Origin of the sequence: Flavobacterium sp. ZE23DGlu08 (assembly GCF_030505335.1) — a bacterium.
GTDB classification, from domain to species: Bacteria; Bacteroidota; Bacteroidia; order Flavobacteriales; family Flavobacteriaceae; genus Flavobacterium; species Flavobacterium algoritolerans.
In genome coordinates this window covers 1,381,323-1,406,987 of the sequence record NZ_CP130045.1, presented here as the reverse complement: position 1 = coordinate 1,406,987, position 25,665 = coordinate 1,381,323, and the positions used below count along the sequence as shown (strand labels likewise).

At 35.9% G+C, this 25,665-nt stretch carries 23 protein-coding genes; 17 read left to right on the top strand and 6 right to left on the bottom strand.

Annotated features, from left to right (window positions below):
- Positions 1-42: 42 nt before the first annotated feature.
- From Q1W72_RS06240 to bglX, 5 genes are all read left to right on the top strand, one after another.
- Complete coding sequence (locus Q1W72_RS06240) at positions 43-888, top strand: endonuclease/exonuclease/phosphatase family protein (RefSeq protein ID WP_302137655.1); 846 nt, start codon at positions 43-45, stop codon at positions 886-888.
- A 3-nt stretch (positions 889-891) separates the two neighbouring features.
- A complete protein-coding gene (locus tag Q1W72_RS06235) occupies positions 892-2,355 on the top strand; it encodes a glycoside hydrolase family 30 beta sandwich domain-containing protein (protein ID WP_302137654.1) in 1,464 nt (487 codons plus the stop codon).
- A 20-nt stretch (positions 2,356-2,375) separates the two neighbouring features.
- Positions 2,376-3,833 carry a glycoside hydrolase family 30 beta sandwich domain-containing protein gene (locus Q1W72_RS06230; RefSeq protein ID WP_099713530.1) on the top strand — a complete coding sequence of 486 codons (1,458 nt, stop codon included), beginning with the start codon at positions 2,376-2,378 and terminating at the stop codon, positions 3,831-3,833.
- Between the two features lie 32 nt (positions 3,834-3,865).
- Positions 3,866-5,605: a cellulase family glycosylhydrolase gene (locus tag Q1W72_RS06225; protein WP_302137653.1), complete on the top strand. Its 1,740-nt coding sequence runs from the start codon at positions 3,866-3,868 to the stop codon at positions 5,603-5,605.
- 69 nt (positions 5,606-5,674) lie between these two features.
- Entirely contained in the window at positions 5,675-7,900 is a 2,226-nt protein-coding gene (gene bglX / locus Q1W72_RS06220; protein ID WP_099713528.1) for a beta-glucosidase BglX, read from the top strand.
- 219 nt (positions 7,901-8,119) lie between these two features.
- Here the strand turns inward: bglX and Q1W72_RS06215 are convergent, their stop codons facing one another.
- Entirely contained in the window at positions 8,120-10,450 is a 2,331-nt protein-coding gene (locus Q1W72_RS06215; RefSeq protein ID WP_199074746.1) for a glycoside hydrolase family 3 C-terminal domain-containing protein, read from the bottom strand.
- Between the two features lie 325 nt (positions 10,451-10,775).
- Between Q1W72_RS06215 and Q1W72_RS06210 the strand changes: the two genes are divergently transcribed.
- A complete protein-coding gene (locus Q1W72_RS06210; protein ID WP_121340919.1) occupies positions 10,776-11,531 on the top strand; it encodes an NUDIX domain-containing protein in 756 nt (251 codons plus the stop codon).
- A gap of 245 nt (positions 11,532-11,776) precedes the next feature.
- On the opposite strand, the gene Q1W72_RS06205 is transcribed toward Q1W72_RS06210, so the two are convergent.
- Together Q1W72_RS06205 and Q1W72_RS06200 are read right to left on the bottom strand one after the other, a co-directional pair.
- Positions 11,777-12,028, bottom strand: a complete 252-nt coding sequence (locus Q1W72_RS06205) for a GIY-YIG nuclease family protein (RefSeq protein ID WP_121340920.1) — start codon at positions 12,026-12,028, stop codon at positions 11,777-11,779.
- Between the two features lie 223 nt (positions 12,029-12,251).
- On the bottom strand, positions 12,252-12,626 hold the full coding sequence (locus tag Q1W72_RS06200; RefSeq protein WP_302137651.1) for a helix-turn-helix domain-containing protein: 375 nt from the start codon (positions 12,624-12,626) through the stop codon (positions 12,252-12,254).
- A 111-nt stretch (positions 12,627-12,737) separates the two neighbouring features.
- Here Q1W72_RS06200 and Q1W72_RS06195 point away from each other — a divergent pair, with 111 nt between their 5' ends.
- From Q1W72_RS06195 to Q1W72_RS06185, 3 genes are read left to right on the top strand one after another with little or no spacing between them, the layout of a single operon-like run.
- On the top strand, positions 12,738-13,829 hold the full coding sequence (locus Q1W72_RS06195; protein ID WP_302137650.1) for an alkene reductase: 1,092 nt from the start codon (positions 12,738-12,740) through the stop codon (positions 13,827-13,829).
- A 16-nt stretch (positions 13,830-13,845) separates the two neighbouring features.
- Positions 13,846-14,850 (top strand): LLM class flavin-dependent oxidoreductase, encoded by a 1,005-nt coding sequence (locus Q1W72_RS06190; protein ID WP_302137649.1) that lies wholly within the window; start codon positions 13,846-13,848, stop codon positions 14,848-14,850.
- Positions 14,851-14,872: 22 nt separating this feature from the next.
- Positions 14,873-15,358, top strand: a complete 486-nt coding sequence (locus Q1W72_RS06185; protein WP_302137648.1) for a nuclear transport factor 2 family protein — start codon at positions 14,873-14,875, stop codon at positions 15,356-15,358.
- Positions 15,359-15,748: 390 nt separating this feature from the next.
- On the opposite strand, the gene Q1W72_RS06180 is transcribed toward Q1W72_RS06185, so the two are convergent.
- The 3 genes from Q1W72_RS06180 to Q1W72_RS06170 all read right to left on the bottom strand — a co-directional run bounded on the left by Q1W72_RS06180 (position 15,749) and on the right by Q1W72_RS06170 (position 18,105).
- The gene (locus Q1W72_RS06180) at positions 15,749-16,516 is read right to left on the bottom strand and encodes a nucleotidyl transferase AbiEii/AbiGii toxin family protein (RefSeq protein ID WP_302137647.1); all 768 of its coding nucleotides are present in this window, start codon (positions 16,514-16,516) and stop codon (positions 15,749-15,751) included.
- A gap of 3 nt (positions 16,517-16,519) precedes the next feature.
- Positions 16,520-16,753 (bottom strand): hypothetical protein, encoded by a 234-nt coding sequence (locus Q1W72_RS06175; RefSeq protein ID WP_113633944.1) that lies wholly within the window; start codon positions 16,751-16,753, stop codon positions 16,520-16,522.
- Between the two features lie 440 nt (positions 16,754-17,193).
- Positions 17,194-18,105: an AraC family transcriptional regulator gene (locus tag Q1W72_RS06170; protein ID WP_113633801.1), complete on the bottom strand. Its 912-nt coding sequence runs from the start codon at positions 18,103-18,105 to the stop codon at positions 17,194-17,196.
- A gap of 173 nt (positions 18,106-18,278) precedes the next feature.
- Between Q1W72_RS06170 and Q1W72_RS06165 the strand changes: the two genes are divergently transcribed.
- The 8 genes from Q1W72_RS06165 (at position 18,279) to Q1W72_RS06130 (ending at position 25,654) form a co-directional block, all read left to right on the top strand.
- A complete protein-coding gene (locus Q1W72_RS06165; RefSeq protein WP_113633800.1) occupies positions 18,279-19,433 on the top strand; it encodes an aldo/keto reductase in 1,155 nt (384 codons plus the stop codon).
- 27 nt (positions 19,434-19,460) lie between these two features.
- Positions 19,461-19,940, top strand: coding sequence for a nuclear transport factor 2 family protein (locus tag Q1W72_RS06160; RefSeq protein ID WP_302137646.1), 480 nt, complete (start codon positions 19,461-19,463; stop codon positions 19,938-19,940).
- 34 nt (positions 19,941-19,974) lie between these two features.
- Positions 19,975-20,415 carry a nuclear transport factor 2 family protein gene (locus Q1W72_RS06155; RefSeq protein ID WP_302137645.1) on the top strand — a complete coding sequence of 147 codons (441 nt, stop codon included), beginning with the start codon at positions 19,975-19,977 and terminating at the stop codon, positions 20,413-20,415.
- 10 nt (positions 20,416-20,425) lie between these two features.
- On the top strand, positions 20,426-22,039 hold the full coding sequence (locus Q1W72_RS06150; protein ID WP_302137643.1) for a carboxylesterase/lipase family protein: 1,614 nt from the start codon (positions 20,426-20,428) through the stop codon (positions 22,037-22,039).
- 8 nt (positions 22,040-22,047) lie between these two features.
- Entirely contained in the window at positions 22,048-23,130 is a 1,083-nt protein-coding gene (locus Q1W72_RS06145) for an alpha/beta fold hydrolase (protein ID WP_302137642.1), read from the top strand.
- 69 nt (positions 23,131-23,199) lie between these two features.
- Complete coding sequence (locus Q1W72_RS06140) at positions 23,200-23,802, top strand: flavodoxin (protein ID WP_302137640.1); 603 nt, start codon at positions 23,200-23,202, stop codon at positions 23,800-23,802.
- A gap of 31 nt (positions 23,803-23,833) precedes the next feature.
- A complete protein-coding gene (locus tag Q1W72_RS06135) occupies positions 23,834-24,568 on the top strand; it encodes a carboxymuconolactone decarboxylase family protein (RefSeq protein ID WP_302137639.1) in 735 nt (244 codons plus the stop codon).
- 24 nt (positions 24,569-24,592) lie between these two features.
- Positions 24,593-25,654 (top strand): alpha/beta hydrolase, encoded by a 1,062-nt coding sequence (locus Q1W72_RS06130; protein WP_302137638.1) that lies wholly within the window; start codon positions 24,593-24,595, stop codon positions 25,652-25,654.
- Positions 25,655-25,665: the final 11 nt, after the last annotated feature.

The window sequence follows — 25,665 nt, the reverse complement described above, 5'->3', positions numbered from 1 at the left end:
TATATTTGGTATCAAATATTAATTCATCAAAAAATAGTATACATGAATCAGGTAAAAAAAATAATTGTTTCGGGAGTTTTTCTGCTAATGGGATTTTTTTCTAATGGGCAAACATTGAAAGTGATGACATACAATATTCGCTTAGATGTTGCCAGTGACGGAGAGAATGCTTGGAGTCTTCGCAAAGATTATTTCATTTCTCAAATTCAATTTTACAATCCTGATATTTTTGGAGTCCAAGAAGCAAGACCCAATCAGGTTGTTGATATTACAAATTCACTTCTGGAATATAATAATGTAGGTATTGGAAGAGACGGAATTGGGCAAGGAGAATTGTCCAATATTTTTTATAAAAAAGAAAGATTTACAGTTAAAGAAAGCAATACGTTCTGGCTTTCTGAAACACCCAACACAATTTCAAAAGGTTGGGACGCTGCCTACAATAGAGTTTGTACGTATGCATTGTTCAAAGATTTGAAAACAAAACAATTCTTTTGGATTTTTAACACACATTTGGATCACATAGGCGAAGAAGCCAGAACCAAAGGAATCCAATTAATTCTTTCGAAAATTAAGGAACTAAACACAAAAAATTATCCTGTGATTCTTATGGGTGATTTAAATTCAGAGCCTAAAGAGGACAGAATAATACTGCTTAAAAAAGCAATGGATGACGCTAGAGAAGTTTCGAAAGAGAAACCTTTCGGGCCTTATGGAACATTTAATAATTTTAAACACAACGAACCCGTAACTAAATTGATTGATTATATTTTTATTTCGAAGAATAGCATTTTGAAAGTAAAAAAATATGCCGTTTTGAGTGATTCAAAAGACTTGAAATATCCATCAGATCATTTGCCGGTTTATGTTGAAGTAAACTTTAAATAAATTATGAACACTATAAAAAACACTATGAAATTTTTAGTTGTATTAACCCTTACGTTGCTTATGTCAAAGTGTTCTCCGTCTGGAGATACTGTTGATCCGGCTCCAGCACCTACGCCAACTCCGCCAGTGGCAGTCACAAATGAAATGGATTTTTGGTTGACAAAAGGCAATCAAAGTGCGGTGCTTCAAAAACAAACATCAGTTTTAGCATTTGGCACAGCCTATAATACCTATGCTAATATTGAGGTTGACGATTCTAAAGTGTTTCAAACAATCGATGGTTTTGGATATACCTTAACAGGAGGAAGCGCTCAGGTTATTAATCAATTAAATACCCAAAAGCGACAAGAATTATTAAAAGAATTATTTGGAACCAATGACAATTCTATTGCAATAAGCTATTTAAGAATTAGCATTGGTGCATCCGATTTGAATGCCGCGCCATTTACGTATGATGATTTACCAAGCGGGCAAACGGATATGAATCTGGACAATTTTAGTTTAGCACCAGATAAAACGGATTTGATTCCAATGCTGAAAGAAATTGTAGCAATCAATCCAAATATTAAAATAATGGCTACTCCGTGGTCTCCTCCAGTTTGGATGAAAGACAACAATGGTTTTGTTGGCGGAAGCTTGAAGCCGGAATATTATGAGGTTTATGCAAAATATTTTGTAAAATACATTCAAACTATGAAAGCCGAAGGAATTGCTATTGATGCTGTTACGCCTCAAAACGAACCCTTGCATCCGGGCAATAATCCAAGTATGTTGATGATTGCATTGCATCAGGCTGATTTTATAAAAAATCATTTAGGTCCTGCTTTCAAAACTGCAAACTTATCGACTAAAATTGTGGCGTACGACCATAATTGCAACAAACCGGAATATCCTATTGCAGTGCTGAATGATCCAGGAGCAAATCCTTATGTTGATGGTTCTGCATTTCATTTGTACGAAGGAGATATAAGTGCTTTGTCTACAGTTCACAGTGCTTTTCCCAATAAAAACATCTATTTCACGGAGCAATACACGTCTTCTACAGGAAGTTTTGAAGGGGATTTGAAATGGCATGTGAAAAATGTAATTATCGGCTCGATGCGTAATTGGAGTAAAACAGCATTAGAATGGAACTTAGCCAATAATGCTTCTTTTGGACCAAATACTCCGGGCGGTTGTACCACTTGTAAAGGCGCATTGACGATTAACAGCAGTGATAGTTTTACAAGAAATGTAGGATATTATATCATTGCCCATGCTTCTAAATTTGTTCCTGCCGGTTCTGTGAGAATTTCGAGTAACTTTAGTGGAAATTTAAACAATGTGGCTTTTAAAACGCCAAGTGGGAAAAAAGTTTTAATTGTTGAAAATGATGGAAACACTTCCGAAATTTTCAATATCAAATACAATGGAAACTGGGTAAAAACTTCACTCGAAGCAGGTTCGGTAGGAACGTATATCTGGTAAATAAAATAGATAATAATATCATGAAAAGAATAACGACAGTAGTACTTTTGGCAACATCTTTTTTTGCTTTTTCTCAGCAAAAAAGCCAAGCTAAACTTAAATCTTTTTCTACAAAAGACAAAACGATTACCGTTTATACTACAGCAGAAAATACAAAGTTGCGATTAACACAAACCGATAAATTGAGTTTTAGCAGTTCCAAACAGCCTTTAGAAACAGAGATTTCTGTTTTTGTGGAACCAACTAAAACATTCCAAAACTTCATGGGAATAGGCGGAGCAATCACGGATGCCAGTGCTGAGGTTTTTGCAAAATTGAGCAAAGAGAAACAGCAAGAACTTTTGAATGCCTACTATGATAAAGAAAAAGGTATTGGGTATTCGTTATTGAGAACCACCATTCATAGTTCTGATTTTTCGAGCGGAAGCTATACGTATATCAAAGATGGAGACAAGGATTTAAAAACGTTCAATATTGATCACGACAGACAATATCGCATTCCAATGCTTAAAGAAGCCATAAAAACGGCTGGTGGAAAATTATTGCTTTATGTTTCGCCATGGAGTCCTCCCGCTTTTATGAAAAGCAATGGCAACATGCTAAAAGGAGGAACGTTACTTCCGGAATACTATCAATCTTGGGCAAATTATTATACGAAATTTATCAAAGCGTATGAGAAAGAGGGAATGCCAATTTGGGGATTAACTGTTCAAAACGAACCTATGGCAACCCAAACCTGGGAATCATGTGTGTATTCTGCAGAAGCCGAAAGAGATTTCTTGAAGAATTTCCTTGGGCCAACAATGAAAAAAGAAGGTTTAGGAAGTAAAAAAATTGTGGTTTGGGATCACAACCGTGATTTGATGAACCAGAGAGCCAATGTTATTTTTTCTGATCCGGAAGCTTCAAAATATGCTTGGGGAATGGGATTTCATTGGTACGAAACTTGGGCAGGAGGTGAACCAATGTTTGATAATGTTCGAAAAGTACACGAAGCCTATCCATCTAAAAATTTAATGTTTACCGAAGGTTGCGTCGAAAAATTTGATGCTAAGAAATACCAATTTTGGGCAAACGGAGAACGATATGGAACTTCTATGATTAATGATTTTAATAATGGAACTGTGGGTTGGACGGATTGGAATATTCTTTTGGACCAAAATGGCGGACCAAATCACGTAGGGAATTTTTGTTTTGCACCCATTCATGCAGATACTAATTCAGGAGAATTAATTTACACACCTTCGTATTATTACATCGGACATTTTTCAAAATTCATTCGACCAGATGCTAAAAGAGTCAGTACAGCAGTAAGCCGAAGCAGTTTGATAAGTACTTCATTCCTTAATAAAGATGGAAAAATGGTTACTGTAGTAATGAATCATAGCGATAAAAGTGTTACGTATAATTTAATTATTGCTACTGAGAAAACGGTTGTTGTAATTCCTGCTCATGGGATTCAAACATTAGTGTATTAAATTTTAAACGGTCTTATTCTAAAACCTACTTTATGAAGAAAATAGTTTTAATGGTCTTTATTTCTTTTTCAATTGCCTCGTTTGGACAGGGATTTTTACATAGAAAAGGACAAGAAATTGTCGATGGAAACGGGAAAAATATTGTGTTGCGTGGTTTGGGATTGGGCGGATGGATGGTTCAGGAAGGATATATGCTTCAAACCGGTTCATTTGCAGGTCCTCAACATGTAATTAAGCAAAAAATAACGGATTTAATTGGTGCCAAAAACGCCAAAGAATTTTATGATGCCTATAAAGCAAATGGAATAACAAAGAGAGATATTGATTCATTGGCGGCTTGGGGTTTCAACTCTGTTCGTTTGCCAATGCATTACAATTTATACACATTGCCTCTTGAACAAGAAGCGGTTTCCGGTCAGAATACTTGGCTGGAGGAAGGTTTCAAAATGACCGATGATTTATTAAACTGGTGTGCTGCCAATAAAATATATCTGATTCTGGATTTGCATGCAGCTCCGGGTGGACAAGGAAAAGACGCTAATATCTCTGATTATGATTCTGCAAAACCATCACTTTGGGAAAGTACGGCCAATCAGGATAAAATGGTCGCGCTTTGGGAAAAATTAGCAGAGCGTTACAAAGACAATCCTTGGATAGGAGCTTATGATATTATCAATGAACCAAATTGGAATTTTACGGGAACAAATCAAAATGGTTGTGATGAAACATCGAATGCGCCTTTAAAAGCCTTGCAAGTTAGAGTTACAAATGCCATTCGAGCCATCGATAAAAATCATTTAATTTTCATTGAAGGGAATTGCTGGGGAAATAATTACAACGGAATGTTTCCGCTTTGGGATGAAAATATGGCGTTGAGTTTTCATAAATATTGGAACCAAAATGACACAGCTTCGATACAAAAAATGTTGGATTACAGAACCCAATACAATGTCCCAATTTGGTTGGGAGAAAGTGGAGAAAATTCTAATGTTTGGTTCAAGGAAGCTATTTCTTTAGTGGAGGCAAATAATATTGGTTGGGCTTTTTGGCCAATGAAAAAAATTGAAAATTTAGCTGGAGTTACTTCGGTTACAAAAACTCCGGAATACGATCAATTGTTGAAATATTGGAATAATGAAAGAGCGAAGCCTACTGCAGATTTTGCCAAAAAAGGAGTAATGGATATCGCTGAAAACTTCAAAATGAAAAATCTGACCATCAGATATGATGTGATTGATGCCATGTTCAGACAAGTTCAAACAACCGATACTAAGAAATACAAAAAACATTCTTTGCCAGGGAAAGTATTCGCAACTGAATATGATTTAGGACAAAACGGATACGCTTATTTGGATAAAGATGTCGCTAATTATGACGGGACAAAGTTTACTAAATGGAACAAAGGCGGAATGATGCGAAATGATGGAGTTGATATTGAGTCTTGCAATGATACAATGACAAATGGATTTCAGGTTGCTTTTATTGAAGATGGTGAATGGTTGCAATACACCGTTGAGGTGAAAGCTAAAACTACTTTTGATGTTGCTATTCGTTATGCGAGTGAGGCTTCAGGTGGAAAACTTTATTTAGAAGATGAAAACGGGAAAATCTCTGAAACAATAACAATTCCATCTTCAGGCGGAAAAGACAATTGGAAAACGGTGATTTTAAAAAATGTGGTTTTAAAACAAGGGACGAATAAAGTTAAAGTACATTTCGAAAAAGGAAATTTCAATTTGAACTTTTTGGAATTTAAAAAAGCAAAAAAATAAAGGCATACAAGACTATAAACTCGTTTCATACTATTCTAAATAGCTAGTGAAACAACAAAGAAATTTGAAATGAAAAAAATAGGAACTACAGTTCTTTTATTGGTTTTTTTTATTGGGTTTTCCCAACAAAAAACAGTTGACCAAAAAGTGAATGCTTTGCTTAAGCAAATGACACTCGAAGAGAAAATTGGACAACTTAATCAATATACGGGAAACAATCAAGCGACTGGACCTATAACCATAAATCCAAATAAGGAAACCGAAATTAAAAAAGGTTTAATTGGATCGATGTTGAATATTTTAGGAACTAAATATACGCGACAGTATCAAGAATTAGCGATGCAATCTCGATTAAAAATCCCATTGTTGTTTGGTCAGGATGTGGTGCATGGATACAAGACTACATTTCCACTTCCTTTAGCAGAAGCTGCAAGTTGGGATTTAGAAGCGATGGAACTTTCAGCAAGAATTGCTGCTGTAGAAGCATCGGCAAGTGGAATTCACTGGACATTTGCGCCCATGGTTGATATTTCTCGTGATCCGCGTTGGGGACGAGTAATGGAAGGTGCTGGAGAAGATACTTATTTAGGTTCGAGAATTGCTTACACCAGAGTCAAAGGTTTTCAGGGTAATTTAGGTGATGTCAATTCGGTAATGGCTTGCGTGAAACATTTTGCAGCCTATGGAGCAGCTGTTGGCGGGAGAGATTATAACTCAGTAGATATGAGCGAAAGAATGCTTTGGGAAACGTATTTGCCTCCTTTTAAAGCAGCGCTAGATGCAGGAGCCGCAACATTTATGAATTCGTTTAATGATATTAACGGAATTCCAGCTACAGCAAATAAATACCTGCAAAGAGACATTCTTAAAGGAAAATGGAACTTTCAAGGTTTTGTAGTTTCTGATTGGGGTTCGATAGGAGAAATGGTCAATCACGGATATTCAAAAGACAATAAAGAAGCCGCGTTACAAGCCATAACTGCAGGAAGTGATATGGATATGGAAAGCAATGCGTATCGATACCATTTAGCGGAGTTGGTTAAAGAAAATAAAGTGCCAATTGCCTTGATTGATGATGCCGTAAAAAGAATTTTGCGCAAAAAATTTGAATTAGGACTTTTTGATAATCCTTATAAATACTCGAATCCGGAGAGAGAGCAAGCTGCATTGAACAATCCGGAGCACAGAAAAGCAGCAAGGGATATTGCGGCAAAAAGTATCGTGTTATTGAAGAATGAGAAAAACATTTTACCACTTTCCAAAGACACAAAAACAATTGCTTTTATTGGACCTTTGGTTAAAGAGCACAAACAAAATATGGGTTTTTGGGCTGTAGAATTGCCAGAACTAGATTATGACAAACAAGTGGTTTCGCAATGGGAAGGTTTTCAAAATAAAGTAAGTAGTTCAACTAAATTGCTTTACGCCAAAGGGTGTGAAATTGAAGGGGATAACAAAGATGGTTTTGCGGAAGCAATTGCTGTTGCCAATCAAGCCGATGTTGTGATTTTGAGTATTGGTGAAAGAGCAGATATGAGTGGCGAAGCTAAAAGTCGCAGTAATATTCATTTGCCTGGAGTTCAGGAAGAACTGGTAAAAGCGATTCAAGCAACCGGGAAACCTGTCGTGGTTTTGATTAATGCGGGAAGACCGCTTGTTTTTAATTGGACTGCAGATAATGTCCCAGCAATTGCTTACACCTGGTGGTTAGGAAGCGAAGCAGGTAATGCTATTGCTGATGTTTTGTTTGGCGATTACAATCCTTCGGGAAAATTGCCAATGTCTTTTCCAAGAGAAGAAGGACAAATTCCTATTTATTACAATCATTTTAATACAGGAAGACCAGCTCCTAATGAAACGGCTTCCAATTATGTTTCTGCGTATACTGATTTAAAAAATAGTCCTAGATTTCCTTTTGGCTTTGGATTGAGTTATACCACTTTCGAATATTCAGATTTGAAATTATCCAAAAATAAAATTAAAAATACTGAAAAAATCGAGGTTTCATTAAACGTGAAAAATTCTGGAAAAGTAGCTGGTGAAGAAGTAGTTCAGTTGTATTTGAGAGACAAAGTAGGATCAGTTGTCAGACCAATAATTGAACTGAAAGATTTTCAAAAGATAAAACTGAATGCGGGTGAAACAAAAACCATCAAATTTATCATTGACAAAGAAAAGTTATCTTTTTACAATACTGCACTACAATGGATTGCTGAGCCGGGAGATTTTGATTTGATGATTGGTTCTTCTTCTTCAGATATTCGTTTAAAAACGACTTTTGAATTAGTGAAATAAAAAAAACTCAATCGACAGTATTTCTAAGAATACTGTCGATTGAGTTCTAAAATAAAAAAAAGTATTGACTCTACATCTATTGCCTAACGAACTTGTAGTTATGGTATTTAATTAGGGAAATAGACTTGATGAGAGGGAATTTAATTTAGATGTGCTCTATAGACGATATCCAATTAAATTCTTTTTCAATACTTTTTTAACAACAATTAATAACAATTTTTAATTTTGGTTGACAGCTTTCAAAATACCATCCAGATTTTCTTCTGTGAATTTTCCTCCTGATAATAAAAGAAATTTATTGATTGGCATATCGGCTAACATTGCCTCTAAAAATGAAGCTGCTTTTTTCTCATCTTCCGTTTCTGGTTTTTTATTGGCACCAGTGAAACTTTGAACCAGTTGTTCGTATATCGCTTGACTGTTTGGAGATTTTTTGAATTCCTTAAATAATGATTCACGTGTCAGCACTATTTTTGCAGCTTTTGTAGATTCAATAGTGATGGTTTGTTTTAAAGGCAAATCACGAGAGGAACTTCCAATAAGGATGTCAAATTTCCCTGATTTTATAGCCCAATCATGAGATTTTGAATTGAAATAAGCAAAGTCACGTGAAGTCAATTGAAATGTAACTGTTTTTTCTTCTCCGGCTAGCAATGCTACTTTTTCAAAGTGTTTCAGTTCGTTTTCGGGTCTTGATACTTCGCTTTCTTGTTCATGAACATAAAGTTGAACAACTTCTTTACCTGCAATTTTACCTGTATTTTTTACTTTTACTGATATGGTGATTGCATCAGAATCTTTAGCTGCTGTAGTATTGGCTTTAATATCAGAATACGAAAAAGAGGTATAACTCAAACCATAACCAAAAGGAAAGTTAGGTTCGATTTTCTTTTTGTCATAATAACGGTATCCAATAAAAATTCCTTCACCATAATTTGCATTTCCGTCTTTTGAAGGGAAATCCATTGCAGTTGGAGTATCTTCCAAGCGTGTAGGAAAGGTTTCAGATAATTTTCCGGAAGGGTTTACTTTTCCAGTCAACACGTCAGCAATTGCACCACCACCGGCTTGACCACCAAGATACGCTTCGACAATTGCAGCAACATCGTTTTTCCATGGCATAGAAACAGCAGCGCCATTCATCAATACCACTACAATGTTTTTGTTAACTTTTGCTACTTCTGAAATCAATTTGTTGTGACCTGCAGGCAAGTCCATGTTGTTTCTGTCAAAACCTTCTGATTCATAACTGTCCGGTAAACCAGCAAAAACAATCACTAATTCTGAATTTTTTGCATTTTGAACTGCTTCAGCAATTTTAGCATCATCTGTTTCTCCAGCAGTATTATACCCTGTTGAAAAGGAAAATTGAGTTCCTTTTGCCATTTTTTGTAATTCATTCAGTGCATTTACAATTTGTGTAGGTCTCACTTGTGAGCTTCCTGCTCCTTGATAACGAGGATTTTTCGCAAAATCACCAACAATAGCTATCTTTTTTAAAGCTGATTTTAGTGGTAAAATCGCATTGTCGTTTTTCAATAGAACAATGCATTCGCCACTTACTTGTCTGGCTAATTCATTGTGTTTTACTTTGTCCACAACGATTCCTTTTTTGTGGCTGTCTTTTGCTTTTAGAGTAATGGCAAGTAAATCAGTTACAATTTCATCCAATCTGGCTTCCGCCAAAGTTCCTTTTTTTACAGCTTCAACAATTTTTTTATCATTAAAACCTCCGCTTGCAGGCATTTCTAAATGCAATCCGGCACCAACTCCTAGAGCTCTTTCGTTTACTGCGCCCCAATCAGAAACTACAAAGCCTTGTAAGCCCCATTTTTCTTTTAGCATTTGATTCAATAAATAGGAGTTTTCAGATGCGTATGTTCCATTAAGTTTATTGTATGAACACATTACCGTCCAAGGTTGTGCTTCTTTTACGGCCATTTCAAAGGCTGGAAAATATATTTCGTTCAAGGTACGTTCGTCAACATTAGAACTATTAGACATACGTTCAGCTTCCTGACTGTTTGCTGCAAAGTGTTTCATGGAAGTTCCCACACCTTGACTTTGAACTCCATTTATAAAACCGATAGCAATTTTTCCGGCTAGAACTGGATCTTCAGAAAAATATTCGAAGTTTCTCCCACCAAGAGGGGAACGCTTCATATTTACTCCTGGTCCTAATAATATTTGAACATCGTTAGCTTGAGATTCGATTCCTAAAGCTTCTCCCATTTTTTGTGCCAAAGCAGGATTCCATGAGGAAGCAAGTGCAGATGCAGTTGGGAAACACGTAGAAGGAACGCTGTTGGTAAAGTCAAAACCTTCCGCTTTACGTAAACCATGTGGTCCGTCAGTCATAAAAATAGAAGGAATTCCTAGTCTGGTTATGGCTTTTGTGGACCAAGCTGTTTCACCGGAACACAAAGAAGCTTTTTCTTCTAAGGTCATTTGAGAAACTAATTTTTTTGCCTTAGCGCGATAATCTACTGCTTGGGCATACGATTGTGAAGACAATACAAGTCCAATAAGTAGTAAAATGATTTTTTTCATAGTCTTTAATTTGGTTGTTTTTTGGTAACTATTTTAAATAATAATCTTATGTGTTATTTTGACGCAATGTACATCTTTTTTTGATTCACAATGCATTCACTATAAAATTTCACAATTTTTTTTGTAAATGATTTTTTTTTACTATTTTTTTGTGTAAATATGTTTTCTTGTTGAATGGATTTGTTTCTTTGCCGAAATATTTTTTTGGTTCAAACCAAAAAGCAAGAATGACGAGTTTTCAAAATTGGGCGCACTTTTATTTTCTTAAAAAAAATAAACTAAATTGCGTCTTTCAAAGGGTATATTAATTACTAGAATAAATCACATGTTAAAAACCATTTTAGATAACAAGGAAGAATATCAGCCGGGTTTATCAATAGATTGTGTGATTTTCGGATTTCATGACAATCAACTCAAAGTGTTATTGATAAAAACAAAGTACAGCGATAAATGGGCTTTGCCTGGCGGTTTTGTACCTGTAAATGAAGATATTGATGAGGCTGCCGTAACTGTGTTACATGGCAGAACAGGATTGAAAGGGATTTTTCTGAGGCAGTTTTCTACCTTCGGAGCAGCTAGAAGGTGTAGTGTTGATGTTAGTAATGCTGTTCTGGATTTTTACGGAATCCCTTTAGACGAAGGAAAATGGTATGCTAGTCGTTTTGTAACGGTTGGGTATTATGCCTTAGTCGATTTTTTACAAACGGTTCCGCAGCCTGAAGGCAAAAATGAAATTGTGGAGTGGATTGACCATAATGCGGTACCGGAATTGATTTTGGATCACAGACAAATTCTGGATACAGCATTGGAAACCCTTCGCATGGAGTTGAATTTGATGCCGGTAGGATATAATTTGCTTCCCGAAAAATTTACTATTCCGGAATTACAAAAATTATATGAAACCATATTGGGACGAAAACTCGACCGTAGAAATTTTCTGCGAAAGATAATGGCAATCGGAATCTTGACAAAGTTGGACGAGAAGAAGAGTAATGTAGCGCACAAAGCTCCAAATTTATATAGTTTCGATAAAGAAAAATACGAAGAAGTCGTAAAGAACGGATTGACGCAGGGTTGGTAATCTTAAAAATAAACATAAAAAACTCCATTAGAAATAATGGAGTTTTTTGTGTATTGCTATTTTTTTTGTTGAGGTTATCTAATCTTTTATATGACCTCCAACTTTTGAACTTGATCCTATTACAGGAGGGAAAATATTAGACATAAAAAAAACTCCATTATTTCTAATGGAGTTTCTTGTGGGCGATGAGGGGTTCGAACCCCCGACCACTTCCGATAGAATCGGAATGCTCTGAACCAGCTGAACTAATATTTTTTTGAAATTAGTTCCTGAATTTTAATTCTGCTTTTCCAAGATTTGATTTGTAATTCTCTTTGTTGAGCTAATTCTTTTGTTTCGTGTTTTTCGATATAAACAACTTTCCAATCATTTACGTTGCCGGTAAAACCTTTGCTTTTTTGATTGTGTCGAATAATACGTTCTTCTAAATTAGAAGTGAAACCAATATAATATCTATTTTTAATTCCGCTAAAAAGGATGTAGGTAATGTGTTCCATAAACTATTAGACATAAAAAAAACTCCATTATTTCTAATGGAGTTTTTTGTGGGCTGTCAGGGATTGGAATCGAACACTTAGTGCCTATTTTGACATTTTTAGAGAATTTGAAATAGGAGATTTAAGTACTTATGTATTTGTTATGGCACAACCTCACTAACATTTATTACGCATTTTCACATTGTTAAACGTTAAGTAGGGAGCTATTCTGGAATATTCCCAATTAAGCCTCAACTTCATTTTTATCTTTAACATTACATATAATTGCAAGGAATTTATCTTTATAAGCCATTCCCCACTTATCCATTTCTAAGGTAATTGGTAAGAGGCTCTTACCTTCTTCTGTAAGTGAATATTCTACTTTAGGAGGTAATACTGGAAATATCTTTTTTGAAATTATACCGTGTTGTTCCAATTCGTTTAGCTGGATGTTTAGTGCACGCCTTGATGCATTAGGTATAGCCTTTTGTAGCTCATTGGGACGTTTTAATCCTGAATGGATATAGTTAATAAGGCAGGGCTTCCATTTACCGCCAATAATTTCCATCGTAACTTCCATGCCACATTTATATTCCTTTATGATTTTGCGATCGTACATAATATGATTATTTTTAATAGGGCATAAATATGCCGTATGTTAATGATTATGCCGTAATTGTATTCCCGGCATGTATGGTTTAATTTTGTCAAAAATACAAAATAGTTCTTTATGAAGCTTTTAGAAACGTACAATCAAAATAATTTAAATCTTAAAAACAGGATAGTAATGGCGCCAATGACCCGCTGCCGTGCCGATAACGAGGAATTAAAAGCAACCGACCTCATTGCTGAATATTATCAGCAAAGAGCTTCAGCCGGGCTGATTATTTCTGAAGGTACCTTTATTAACGGTCACGCCATCGGATATATCAATGTGCCTAATATTTATACCAAAAGCCAGATAGAAGGTTGGAAAAAGGTAACAGCTGCGGTGCACGAAAAGGGAGGGAAAATTTTTGCGCAGTTATGGCATGTCGGCAGCATTTCCCATCCGGATTTACTTGAGGGGAAACTACCGTTAGCCCCATCAGCCGTTAATCCGCACTTTAAGTGTTTTACCAAAAATGGATTTCAGGATACCATTGTACCAAAGGAAATGACACCGGAGGATATTGAACAAACCATTGTTGATTTCCAACAGGCTGCCATGAATGCTATCGAAGCCGGTTTCGATGGAGTGGAACTACATGGGGCTAATGGCTATCTTCTACACCAGTTCTTTGCAAAGTGTTCAAATTTGAGGAACGACAACTATGGCGGGACTTTAGAGAAACGGGCAAAGATTCTATTCGATATACTGGACAGGATCAGCGTAAAAATTCCTCTTTCTAAAGTCGGTGTGCGCATAGCCCCGTCGCTGCATAATACATTTGGGATAGTAACAGATGATGAGACTGATGCACTTTTCGAATATATTACCACACGATTAAACGATTATAGCCTTGCCTACCTTCACATTTCAGGTTTTTCGATGGATACAATAGAAGACCCTTTCGAATTTGTTTGGGATACTGCAAAACGATATAGGGCACTTTACAATGGAACCCTGATTATTAACAAAGGATTTACAAAAGACACCGCTAACAAAGCTATAGAGGAAGGCATTGCCGATATGGTTTCGTTTGGCGAACTGTTCATCAGTAATCCCGACTTAGCAGAACGATTTGAACAGGATCTGCCATTGCAAGCTGCGGACCGAAGTACTTACTATGTACCTGGTCCAAAAGGGTATACTGATTATCCTGTTGTAGCCCAACGTTAAATGAACTTTTACAATTATGATTGATTTAAGTATTTTAGATTATTCACCCATAGATGAAAACACTTCTTCCCAAGATGCTTTGCGTGCCACTACCAAATTGGCAAATCTTGCAGACAGTTTAGGATTCAGGCGTTTTTGGGTATCGGAACATCATGGAATGCAAACCTTGGCAGGCAGTAATCCCGAAATGCTGATGATGCATCTTGCAGCCAGCACCCAATCAATCAGGATTGGGTCAGGTGGGGTGATGCTCCAACATTACAGTGCTTACAAGGTGGCAGAAGGTATAAAACTAATAGAAGCATTATATCCTGGTCGAATTGACCTGGGTGTGGGACGCGCGCCCGGAGGCGATAAGCTTGCAAGTGCGGCCTTAAATCTTGGAAAGAGCATAATTGTTCCTTATGGGCAGCAACTTCATGACCTTAAAAAATATTTTTCAGATCTTTCAAGCTTGCCAGTAATGCCGAAAATTAGCACCAAGCCAAGGCTTTGGTCACTTGGAACGAGTGAATATAGCGGCACCTTTGCCGCAAAAGAAGGTATGTCATTTGTATTTGCACATTTCATTAATCCTGGTGATGATGGTGTTGCTGCAATAAAGAATTATGAACAAAATTTTGTAGCTTCTGAGATGCACCAAAGTCCAAAAACTATAGTAGCTACTTTTGCGGCTGTAGCTGCAACGGAGGAAGAAGCTGAAAAGCTTGCCAGATCTTTTGACCATTGGCTGCTCATGATTGAATCCGGAAGGGAAACACCTTTTTATTTGTCACCCAGAGCCATTGCGGACTATACCTATACTGAGCAGGAAAAACGAACTATACGCTATAACCGGAATCGTATTATTGTAGGGGATGCATTAAGTGTAAAGCGGCAGATTAAGATATTAGCCAGTTTTTACAATACCAGCGAAATTATGATAATGCCAAATATTTTTGGTGCAGAAAACCGGATCAAAGGTGTAAAGCTACTCGCAGAAGCTTTTAATATGAATAATTTAGTGGAAGAAAAATTATAACAACAAGTAATATAAAGTAATTATGGATATAAGCACAATAGAGAAATTTATTGCAATTGAAGAAATCAAGAATTTGAGAATCAGGTACGCACATTACCTGGATGGTAATAATATAGAAAGTGTAATTTCACTATTTTCTGAGGATGCCATTTGCCAGACAGATCGAAATCCTTGGCGAGGCCGTGCTGAAATCAAGGCAGGATTAGAAAAGGCATTTTCGGACTATGATCAGCAGAACCATGGCAGCTATCCATTCCTTCATAGCATAACCAATCAATGGGTTGAACTGACAAGTCCTGATACGGCAGAAGGGCGTTGCTACCTGATTGATTTGGTTAGTGAAAGGAATAATGGAGAAAGCCCGTTATTGTTGTTAGGGTTGTATTCGGATGAATATAAACTTTTAGATGGTAAATGGTATATAAATCGTTCAAGATTAGATGTCATATGGCCAGAGCGCAATGTAGAAGGTGGCGAACCGGGCAAAAATTTGGTTCTCCCGGATTAGAAAATGCTTACTGTCCGCTTTAAGTGATTACCTATTTAAATTAGCAACTAAAAAACAAAGCCACTGTCTTCCGGTGGCTTTGTTTGTCTTTCTGTGGGCTGTCAGGGACTGCAATCGAACACTTGGTGCCTATTTTGACATTTTTCGAAAATATAAAATTAAATATTTAAAATAGGGGAATGTCGTATCGAAATTGTTTTTAACTGCTTGCGCTCATTCCAACCCGAAAAATTTCTTCTTTATTGAGTTCTATAAATTTTAAAAACTTCTTTCAAGGGTTGTAAAGTAGCTTATTGCAGTTGTGGAGTTTACGGAGAAAGCGACAATATGCTACTAGAGGGTTGACTGGGCGGGTGCAAAAAGATTACCGATAGCGATCCTTTTTTATAGTTATTTGATTTTAATTCCTTTTGGTCCAGGGAAATCTTTACCTAAATGGCTGTAAAGTCTTCTTACTTTTGAACGCCAACTTATTTTTGCCTCAATCCAAGTTTTGCTTCCATCGATGATTTGTATTGTATCGTTTGTGTGTGATGGAAACTTTGAATAATCGGAATTATCTTCAAATTTTAATAATAATTCTGGATTGTCAATAGGTGTCTTGTTTTTACTTAAATCAAATATTGTTTTATCTTCTTCTTTATTGAATTTAAGTGTTTTTGCTTTTAAGTCTTCATATAAATCGATTAATGAAATTGTATCGCTTATGAAGTCTAAATCATAAATGTCTTTTTTGGTAGAACGGTTTGAGGTACTGATTAGTTTGAACAAACCAATGTCTTTTTTTGAAAGTAAATTTATTCCTTGATTTACTTCTACCCCGAACAAATTCTTCATGTTTTGAAGCATCTCCTCTTTTATGGTTAAACCATCTTCTAAATCAAGAAAGAAACGCAGAAAGCAATATTGGTCGTTTATATCACAAGGATCGTCAAAGCTTTTTGCTTTCGTGCCAAAGTACTTTTTGACTTCATTTTCGATGTTTTTAAATCCTTCTTTGCCAATTATTCCATCGTAAAAGAAATCAATATCATCAGAAACTCTATGATTGAATTGTAATGCTAGATTTGTACCTCCACCTAAAGTAAATTTTGATACTGTTGGTAATGTTTGTAATTCTATGATGGCTTTAATTATTGCTGGAGTAACTGCCTTCATAAATTAGAGCGAAAAACGAAGAAATGGCTTTACATTGTATCTTTTTGCAACACTTATACAAACTTTGTTACTGATATTCTCTGTCGTTAATTTTAAGTATTTAACAATATCTTTAGCAGAATACAATGCTTCTAATTTTAGAATGTCTGTTTCAAATGTTTCTGGAGTTGTTGCATATAAAGCCCTTGGTATAATAATAGACTTATCTTTAGAAAGATTAAGTTTGCTATAATCCATATCCCAAAATAAGTGTTTGGGAAAAATTGTTGCTATGTTTACTGACTGTTTCACTATGCAAAAATACTGAATTTAGATTTATTTGGTGCACTAATGTAAAAAAGTTTAACTTCTTCGATTTTAATGAATTACTGCATATCTAAAAGAAAACCAATAATAGATGTAAAAATAGTCATTAGCGAAATGAAGCAAACAAAGACTTGAGTTTAGGAATACTTGGACTAAATGAATATACCAAGTTAAAGTGGATATGGAGTTAAGGATATAATTTAATGTTTTTGTTTCCTTTATTAAATATATGATGGTCCACTCAAAAGTTCCAGATCTTTTAAAAAAAGGTTCGAAAATTGTCCCGACAGGGTCACAAAACCGACAAATATACTTTCCTATATTTTGTAGTTTTTTTTATTTGGTCAAATTATCGGGTTACTAATATGGTTTTAATTCAAACTTCGATATTCATTAGGAGTGTATCCTACTCGCTGTTTAAACAATCTAGAAAAATGCTGCGGGTATTTGAAGCCTAACTGATAAGCGATTTCGTTTACAGTCAAATGGTCTACCAGAATTTTGTCTTTTGCTACATCAATTATTTTATTTTGAATGTATTCTTGAGCTGATTTACCTGTTTCCTTTTTTATTAAATCACCAAAGTAGTTGGCGGATAAATGCAGTTCGTCAGCACAATATGCAACTGATGGCAAACCAACTGTATTGGGTTTATCAGTTGTGAAATAACTGTTTAACACCTCTTCAAATTTTTCTAAAATTCCTTTATTAACATTTTCTCTTGTTATGAATTGGCGGTCATAAAAACGGTCACAATAGTTTAAAAACAATTCAATATTTGAAGCAATAAGTTTCTTGCTATGCTTGTCAACTCCAAGTTGTAATTCTAAATGGATTTTTGAAAAAGAGTCTAAAACAATTTGTCTTTCGCGTTCCGACAAATGCAATGCTTCATTTACATTGTAACTGAAAAAATTATAATCATTTATACTTTTAAAAAGAGAAGTGCCATGTATTAAATCAGGATGAAAAACTAAGGCATATCCTTTTGGTTGATATACTTTACCGTCAGTCTCTACTTCCATTACCTGCCCTGGTCCAGCAAAAACCAACGTGCCTTCTTGATAATCATAGTAATCACAACCATAGCGCAAATCACCACATTTTATATCTTTCAAAAAGATACAATAAAAGCCATAATAAATTCTAACAGTCTTCTCTCCTTCCCAAGATCTTTCGTCGGCTTTAGAAAAATCAATTACACTTATTAATGGATGTAAAGTTTCGCTATTATTAAATGCATTATATTCACTAACTGTATTAAACTTGACTACTTTGTTCATGATAATTATAATTTTACAATACAAATTTATGCATTTGGAGATATCAATTATCATATAATAATCACAATAAGTAATATTGGTAGAACAATCCGTAATCTATGTACCAATAACATCCCACCTTCGTCGGAAATTTGTTGAGTAGTATAAGTTATCCTATTTTAATAAATTTAATTATGAATCGTAGATCCATTTTAAAAACAGCAGGACTCGCTTTGGCAGGAAGTGCATTTTTGCCTTTTAATTCTTTAGCAAAATCCAATGCGGTAACACCAATTGTTGAAAATAAAGAATTAACACCAGCCACTGTTTCAAGCAAGCGCAAACTTGGCGCTTCACTTGAAGTCTCCAGCATAGGACTTGGTGTTCAAAATATGAGCCGTACGTATCAAACTACTATTCCCTCTCGTCCAGAAATGCACAATATTATTCGAACTGCCTTTGATAAAGGAGTCACCTTATTTGATGCAGCAGAGGCTTACGGTCCTTTTGAAGTAGAACGAATTCTGGGAGAAGGTGTAGCACCTTTCCGTGATAAAATAGTCATCGAAACTAAATTTGGGTGGAATATTAACCAAGAAACGGGTGCTCGATTACCAGGCTTAAACAGTCGTCCTGAACACATCAAAATTGTTGTGGAAGGAATGTTGAAGAGACTTCGTACGGACAGAATTGATTTATTGTATCAACATCGTGTAGACCCGCAGGTTCCCATTGAAGATGTAGTTGGAGCTATTCAGGATTTGATAAAAGAAGGGAAAGTATTGCATTATGGATTGTCTGAGCCGGGATCGCAAACCGTAAGACGAGCACATGCTATTCATCCTGTAACAGCGATTCAAAACGAATATTCGTTATTATGGCGTGGTCCGGAAAAGGAAATCATACCGCTTTGTGAGGAACTCGGTATTGGTTTCGTTCCATGGAGTCCTCTTGGAGTTGGTTTTCTTACTGGAGCCATTGATGCCCAGACACGTTTCGCTCAGGGTGATATCCGAGGAAATGAAACCCGTTTCTCGCCAGAGAATCTACCACACAACTTAAAACTTGGAGATTTATTAAAAAACTGGAGTGAGCAAAAACACGCCACTCCTGGTCAAATTTCACTGGCTTGGCTACTGGCACAAAAGCCATGGATTGTTCCAATACCCGGCACAACACAGATGGCACACATGCTGGAAAATATTGGAGCAGATGAAATAAAATTCACCTCAGCTGAACTAAAGGAATTCAATAATCAATTGGATGCTATTCAAATTCAGGGTGAAAGATTACCTGCCTTTGTTCAAGCTTTTTCTGATGTGGAAGCTCCGTTAAAGAAAAAACCATAATTAGAATATAAATTTAAAATATACGATATGAAAACATTAATTATGAGTCTTATTGCAGTAGCAAGCTTCCAATTTTCTTTTGCACAAGAAAACAAATCAACTACTGTTGCGCCTACTCATTCAGCCATTGAACAAGAAGTTATTCAACTTTCTAAACAAAAATGGGAGTGGATGGCCGATAAAAATATTACCAAATTAGAACCACTCTTTGACAACAAATCAAAATTTGTCCACATGAGTGGCACTTGGAAAAAAGACGAAGAACTCGATATTATTAAAACGGGAAGAATCTGGTATAAAAATGCCAAAATTCATGATTTAGCAATAGAGACTTTTGGAAAAACGGCAATCCTTTGGAACAGAATTACCCTAGAAGCGATAGTACGAGGAAGCGAAGTCGTGACTGAATTTACCGTAACAGAAACCTATCAAAAACAAGGTAAAGATTGGAAATTGTTAGCTTTAACATTCAGTAGTGTTCGAGATAAGCATCAAATTCAGAAATAACAATAAAAAATAGATAATACTAAAATTTAGTACTATGAAAAAATCAATCTTTGGACTACTTCTTCTTGTTTTATTTACAACTAATACTTTTGCTCAAAATACAGCTGAGCAAGAAATTATTTCGCTTTCAAAACAAAAATGGGAATGGATGGCCGATAAAAATGTCGATAAACTTACCCCTTTGTTTGATGATAAATCTGTCTTTGTACACATGGGAGGAAGTTGGGGGAAAGCCCAAGAAATCAATGTAATTAAAAGTGGAGGAATTCATTACAAGAAAGCAGATGTTCACGAAGTGTCAGTAAACATTATCGGTAATACCGCGATCCTTTTAAACAGAATTACACTACTAGCAGTAGTAGGAGGGAATGAAGTTACCAATCCTTTTATTGTAACCGAAGTATATGTTAAGGTAAATGATAATTGGAAATTAGGTTCACTGTCGTTCACCAAGCTGATGACTCCAGGACAATAAAATTTTAAAAATGAAAAAAATAGTAATAGGTTTAGCAATAATTATTGGTTGCAGTTTATACGCACAACAAAAGATGGACAATGCAACTGCGGGAGCAACGCCAATAGTAAAAACAGCTTCTGGACTACTGCGTGGTATAACTGAAGGAGATGTTTCAGTTTTCAAAGGTATTCCTTATGCGGCAGCACCAGTGGGTGTAAATCGTTGGAGACCTCCACAGCTAGTTACTGCTTGGAGCGGAGTTAAAGATTTAAGCAAGTTTTGTGCAGATTGTCCACAGGCGAGTTGGCCTCGTGGTGCAGGCATGGCACAAAATTCATCTGAAGATTGCTTATTTCTTAATATTTGGACACCAGCTACAGCTACAAAAAAATCAAAATTACCTGTTATGGTTTGGATTCACGGTGGCGGATTTGTAGGAGGCAGTGGTGGTGGAAATGGATTTACAGGATCAGCATTTGCAAAACAGGATATTGTACTTGTTTCTTTCAATTATCGGTTAGGACGGCTTGGATTTTTTGCATTTCCAGCATTAAGCAAGGAACATCCAGAAGAACCTAAAGGCAATTATGCCTATATGGATCAGATAGCTGCACTCAAGTGGGTAAAGGAAAACATTAACGCTTTTGGTGGTGATCCAAAAAACGTAACCATTTTCGGCGAGTCAGCCGGTGGTGTTTCGGTGCATTCACTGCTGACTATACCCGCTGCAAAAGGTCTTTTCCAAAAGGCAATAATCGAGTCAGGCGGTGGTCGTGATGGCGTACTGACAGGAAGACCAATTCAGGAAGAGAATACCGACCCACACTACCCCGTTTCTGCAGAAATAATTGGAAAAAACTTTGCCCACAAACATGGAATCGAAGGCACGGACGCAACAGTATTAGCAAAACTCCGCTCCCTTAGTGTTGCTGATATTATAGATGGAGGTCAGGAAACTGATGGCCCTGGGGGTATACCTATCTATTCTGGTCCTATTCTCGACGGTAAACTGGTTGTTGAAACAGCAGAGAGTGCTTACAAGGCAGGCAGACAGGCTCATGTTCCTCTTCTCATAGGTTCAAATAGTGCTGAAGTTCCAGCAGGTTTTGTTAATGCAAAATCTAAAGAAGAATTACTAAAATTGTTTGGTAATTTTAGTGAAGAAGCTGCTACAGCTTATGAAGCTGATGGTACTGTTGATTTTGCTAAGATGCTAACATTAGTCAATACAGATAAAGTATGGGCGGAGCCTGCGAGGTTTACCGCTAGAGCTTTTACTTCAAAATTGATACCAGTATATACTTATCTCTTTTCTTATGTACCTATTTCTATGAAGGATAGAATGAAATATGGAGCCTCACATGCATCAGAAATTCCTTTTGTATTTGACAATCTAATAGAACGCAATGGTTCTAAATTTGATACGAAAGATCAGGAAATAGCTAAAATGATGAATACCTATTGGGTTAACTTTGCTAAAACGGGCAATCCAAATGGAAATGGATTACCTCTTTGGCCGGTATATGATAGCGCTAAAAATGATATTTTTGAATTTAAACCAGATGGATCGGCAGGTAATTTTTCGGATTACAGAAAAGCACGATTAGATGTAATAGAAAAGGCATTTGAAGACAATAAATAAAAACAATTATGATGAAAAATAAAGTAATAAGATCGTTGAGTATATTTTGTTTATTATTGATGTTCCAATCATCGTTTTATGCACAAAAAAGCAAGAAACAAAAACCGTTACTAATTATAGAACAAGGAAGTTTTGCTGTTGGAGGAACTATCATTACCAATCCTGGCACATTCGATCCATACAAACCTACTCCTGAAGGACAAACGTTTCGTGGAGACCACGCCTATGTTTTTTATCAAATTCCTGTAAAGGCTCGCAAATATCCATTGGTGATGTGGCACGGCATAGGTCAGTTTTCTAAAACATGGGAAAGCACGCCCGACGGACGAGAAGGCTATCAAAATATTTTTCTCCGCAGAAACTTTCCTGTCTATGTGATTGATCAACCAAGGAGAGGGAATGCTGGCAGAAGTACTGTAGCAGCTACCATCAATCCAACTCCAGATGAACAGCAATGGTTTGATGTCTTCCGTATTGGTGTTTGGCCCAATTATTTTGATGGTGTCCAATTTGCTCAAGACACGGAAACACTAAATCAATATTTTCGATCTATGGTTCCAAACATTGGTGCTATCGATAGTAATGTTAATTCAGATGCGGTTTCAGCATTATTCAACAAAATAGGCCCTGCAATTTTAGTTACACATTCCCATTCTGGTGGTATGGGATGGCTCACTGCTGTAAAAAATAAAAATGTCAAAGCAATAGTATCTTACGAACCAGGTAGCGGATTCTTATTTCCTGAGGGTGAAGTTCCATCTCCTTTAACGAGTTCGGCAGGTTCACTTGAAGCAAGTTCGATTCCTATGAAAGAATTTATGAAGCTAACTAAAATACCAATTGTCATTTATTATGGTGATAATATTCCTGAAAGCCTCTCTAACAATCCTGGGTCAGACGGATGGAGAGTACGACTACAAATGGCGCGTTTATGGCGAGATGTAGTAAACAAATATGGTGGAGATGTAACCGTAGTACATCTTCCTGAGGCAGGTCTCAAAGGCAATACACATTTTCCTTTTTCAGATTTAAATAATATAGAAGTGGCTGATTTAATGAGTAAATGGCTAAAAGACAAAAAGCTGAATTAATTAAATACAGCCGACATATAATCCTAAATAATAATTCAATTGAAAATAGTAACCACATGTTGTTTAATAATGATAATAACAGCTAGTTTATTTTCGAGCTGTTCCAAAGCACAAAGTACTGTTAAGCAAGAAAAAGATGTTTTGAATAAAAATAGTATTCTAATTGTCTATCTGACTCGAACAAAAAACACGAAAACAGTTGCCCAAATCATTCATAAACAAACTGGTGGCAAATTAATTGAACTTGAGCTTCAAAATCCTTACCCTGAAAATTACAAAGCAATTGTTAATCAGGTCGCCAAGGAAAATGAAACTGATTTTTTACCCGCACTTAAAACCAAAATTGACAGCATTGAAAAATATGATACTGTCTTTATAGGTTTTCCAACTTGGGGAATGCAATTACCGCCGCCAATGAGAAGTTTTTTAAGTCAATACAATTTAAAAGGTAAAACTATTATTCCGTTTAACACCAATGCTGGTTATGGTATTGGAAGCAGTTTTGATAAGATTAAAGAGCTATGCACTGAATGCAAAATATTGGAAGGATTTTCCATTCAAGGAGGTAAAGAAAGAGATGGAATTTTATTTGTAATGGAAGGTGAAAAGAAAATTGAAGCCGAAAAAGAAATACAAACATGGTTAAAAAAAATAGGGATTCTGAAGAATTGAAATATTTGAAATAACAGTAAATAAAATAAAGATGAAGGATTTTAAAATTTTCAGTTTAATAGTCATTATTGTATGCATTACGTTGTCTCCTAATGATGTTAAAGCAAAACAGTTGACAACTATCGAAAGTAATTTAAGCGCAAAAGAAAAAAGCATTATTACCATTGCATCACTGACAACCAAAGGCGATTTAGTCACTCTAAAATCAGAGTTAAACAAAGGTCTTGAAGCGGGACTTACTGTGAATGAAATAAAAGAAATATTGATCCATACCTACGCCTATTGCGGTTTTCCAAGGAGTATTAGAGGATTGCAAACTTTTATGGAAGTGCTTAGCGAACGAAGAACAAAAGGGATTAACGATGAATCTGGCAAAGAAGCTTCTCCTATCAAAGAGGATGGCAATAAATATGAAAGAGGTAAAACCATTTTAGAGCAACTTACCAAAACACCACAACCGAATACACTTACAGGATATTCTGCTTTTGCACCAGTACTAGATACTTTTTTAAAAGAACACCTATTTGCAGATATTTTTGAAAGAGACGTTTTAACCTTTACTCAAAGAGAATTGGTTACAATTTCTGTTATAAGTTCAATTGGTGATGCTGAACCCATGCTAAAAAGTCATTTATCAATTGCTATCAATCTAGGTGTATCCCCTGAACAGTTGAAAGAATTTTTAGTCGTGATCAAACCATTTATAGGCGCAAAGAAAACTAAAGTTGCAAAAGAAGTAGTAAGCGAAGTGTTGAAAAGTAAATAGAAAAATAATTTAAAAATAAAATAAATGAAAAAAATAGCATTAATAATCACAATAGTAATTTCAATAATAACGGTACAGATGTCAAGTGCTCAAACTACCCAAAAGGAACAAAAGCAAAATCCATATACCTTAGTATATGATGGAGCTATCACAGAAAATGTAAAGGGAAAAGTAAACATCCATCCTGTGAACTATAAAATTAAAGAAATTACAATAGTTGCTAATGTTTACACACCTGCTAACTTTGATACATCAAAAAAATACCCAACAATAGTCATTGCACACCCTAATGGCGGTGTAAAAGAACAGGTTGCAGGATTATATGCACAACGTTTAGCAGAACAAGGCTATATTACAATCACGGCAGATGCGGCTTACCAAGGTGGCAGCGGCGGCGAGCCTCGTAATGTGGATAAACCGGCAAACCGAATTGAAGACGTACACGCAATGGCCGATTTTATTTCTCAATACAAAGGAGTTGATACTTCAAGACTTGGATTATTAGGAATTTGTGGTGGCGGCGGTTATTCTTTAAAGGCAGCCCAATCTGACAAACGATTTAAAGCAATAGCCACAGTGAGTATGTTCAATTCAGGTGTAGTAAGGCGTAATGGTTTTATGAATTCGCAATTTTCTACAATCCAGCAACGATTAAAAGAAGCTTCTGATGCCCGCACACAAGAAGCAGCAGGCGGTACAATTATGTATGTAGGCGATACTCAGCTTACGGATAAACAAATAGCTGCATTGCCGTTTGATTTATACCGTGAAGGATTTGAGTATTACGGCAAAACACATGCGCATCCAAATTCTACATTTAAGTATACTAAAAGCAGTCTTATGGATTTAATGACGTTTGATGCTAGTACCAATATGGACTTGATAAATCAACCATTATTAATGATAGCAGGTAGTAAAGCCGATAGTTTTTATATGACTGACGATGCTTTTAACAAAGCGACCAATGCAAAAAACAAAGAATTATTTCTTATTAATGGTGCTACTCATATTGAAACCTATTGGAAACCTGATTATGTATCGCAAGCCGTAAATAAATTGGTGAATTTTTATCAAACTAATCTTTAAAATTTAAAAAG

What these genes read in the sequence shown, in the direction of transcription:
- Q1W72_RS06240 (WP_302137655.1), top strand. Translation starts at nt 43, where the DNA reads ATGAATCAGGTAAAAAAAATAATTGTTTCGGGAGTTTTTCTGCTAATG.
- Q1W72_RS06235 (WP_302137654.1), top strand. Translation starts at nt 892, where the DNA reads ATGAACACTATAAAAAACACTATGAAATTTTTAGTTGTATTAACCCTT.
- Q1W72_RS06230 (WP_099713530.1), top strand. Translation starts at nt 2,376, where the DNA reads ATGAAAAGAATAACGACAGTAGTACTTTTGGCAACATCTTTTTTTGCT.
- Q1W72_RS06225 (WP_302137653.1), top strand. Translation starts at nt 3,866, where the DNA reads ATGAAGAAAATAGTTTTAATGGTCTTTATTTCTTTTTCAATTGCCTCG.
- bglX (WP_099713528.1), top strand. Translation starts at nt 5,675, where the DNA reads ATGAAAAAAATAGGAACTACAGTTCTTTTATTGGTTTTTTTTATTGGG.
- Q1W72_RS06215 (WP_199074746.1), bottom strand. Translation starts at nt 10,450, where the DNA reads ATGAAAAAAATCATTTTACTACTTATTGGACTTGTATTGTCTTCACAA.
- Q1W72_RS06210 (WP_121340919.1), top strand. Translation starts at nt 10,776, where the DNA reads ATGTTAAAAACCATTTTAGATAACAAGGAAGAATATCAGCCGGGTTTA.
- Q1W72_RS06205 (WP_121340920.1), bottom strand. Translation starts at nt 12,028, where the DNA reads ATGGAACACATTACCTACATCCTTTTTAGCGGAATTAAAAATAGATAT.
- Q1W72_RS06200 (WP_302137651.1), bottom strand. Translation starts at nt 12,626, where the DNA reads ATGTACGATCGCAAAATCATAAAGGAATATAAATGTGGCATGGAAGTT.
- Q1W72_RS06195 (WP_302137650.1), top strand. Translation starts at nt 12,738, where the DNA reads ATGAAGCTTTTAGAAACGTACAATCAAAATAATTTAAATCTTAAAAAC.
- Q1W72_RS06190 (WP_302137649.1), top strand. Translation starts at nt 13,846, where the DNA reads ATGATTGATTTAAGTATTTTAGATTATTCACCCATAGATGAAAACACT.
- Q1W72_RS06185 (WP_302137648.1), top strand. Translation starts at nt 14,873, where the DNA reads ATGGATATAAGCACAATAGAGAAATTTATTGCAATTGAAGAAATCAAG.
- Q1W72_RS06180 (WP_302137647.1), bottom strand. Translation starts at nt 16,516, where the DNA reads ATGAAGGCAGTTACTCCAGCAATAATTAAAGCCATCATAGAATTACAA.
- Q1W72_RS06175 (WP_113633944.1), bottom strand. Translation starts at nt 16,753, where the DNA reads ATGGATTATAGCAAACTTAATCTTTCTAAAGATAAGTCTATTATTATA.
- Q1W72_RS06170 (WP_113633801.1), bottom strand. Translation starts at nt 18,105, where the DNA reads ATGAACAAAGTAGTCAAGTTTAATACAGTTAGTGAATATAATGCATTT.
- Q1W72_RS06165 (WP_113633800.1), top strand. Translation starts at nt 18,279, where the DNA reads ATGAATCGTAGATCCATTTTAAAAACAGCAGGACTCGCTTTGGCAGGA.
- Q1W72_RS06160 (WP_302137646.1), top strand. Translation starts at nt 19,461, where the DNA reads ATGAAAACATTAATTATGAGTCTTATTGCAGTAGCAAGCTTCCAATTT.
- Q1W72_RS06155 (WP_302137645.1), top strand. Translation starts at nt 19,975, where the DNA reads ATGAAAAAATCAATCTTTGGACTACTTCTTCTTGTTTTATTTACAACT.
- Q1W72_RS06150 (WP_302137643.1), top strand. Translation starts at nt 20,426, where the DNA reads ATGAAAAAAATAGTAATAGGTTTAGCAATAATTATTGGTTGCAGTTTA.
- Q1W72_RS06145 (WP_302137642.1), top strand. Translation starts at nt 22,048, where the DNA reads ATGATGAAAAATAAAGTAATAAGATCGTTGAGTATATTTTGTTTATTA.
- Q1W72_RS06140 (WP_302137640.1), top strand. Translation starts at nt 23,200, where the DNA reads ATGATAATAACAGCTAGTTTATTTTCGAGCTGTTCCAAAGCACAAAGT.
- Q1W72_RS06135 (WP_302137639.1), top strand. Translation starts at nt 23,834, where the DNA reads ATGAAGGATTTTAAAATTTTCAGTTTAATAGTCATTATTGTATGCATT.
- Q1W72_RS06130 (WP_302137638.1), top strand. Translation starts at nt 24,593, where the DNA reads ATGAAAAAAATAGCATTAATAATCACAATAGTAATTTCAATAATAACG.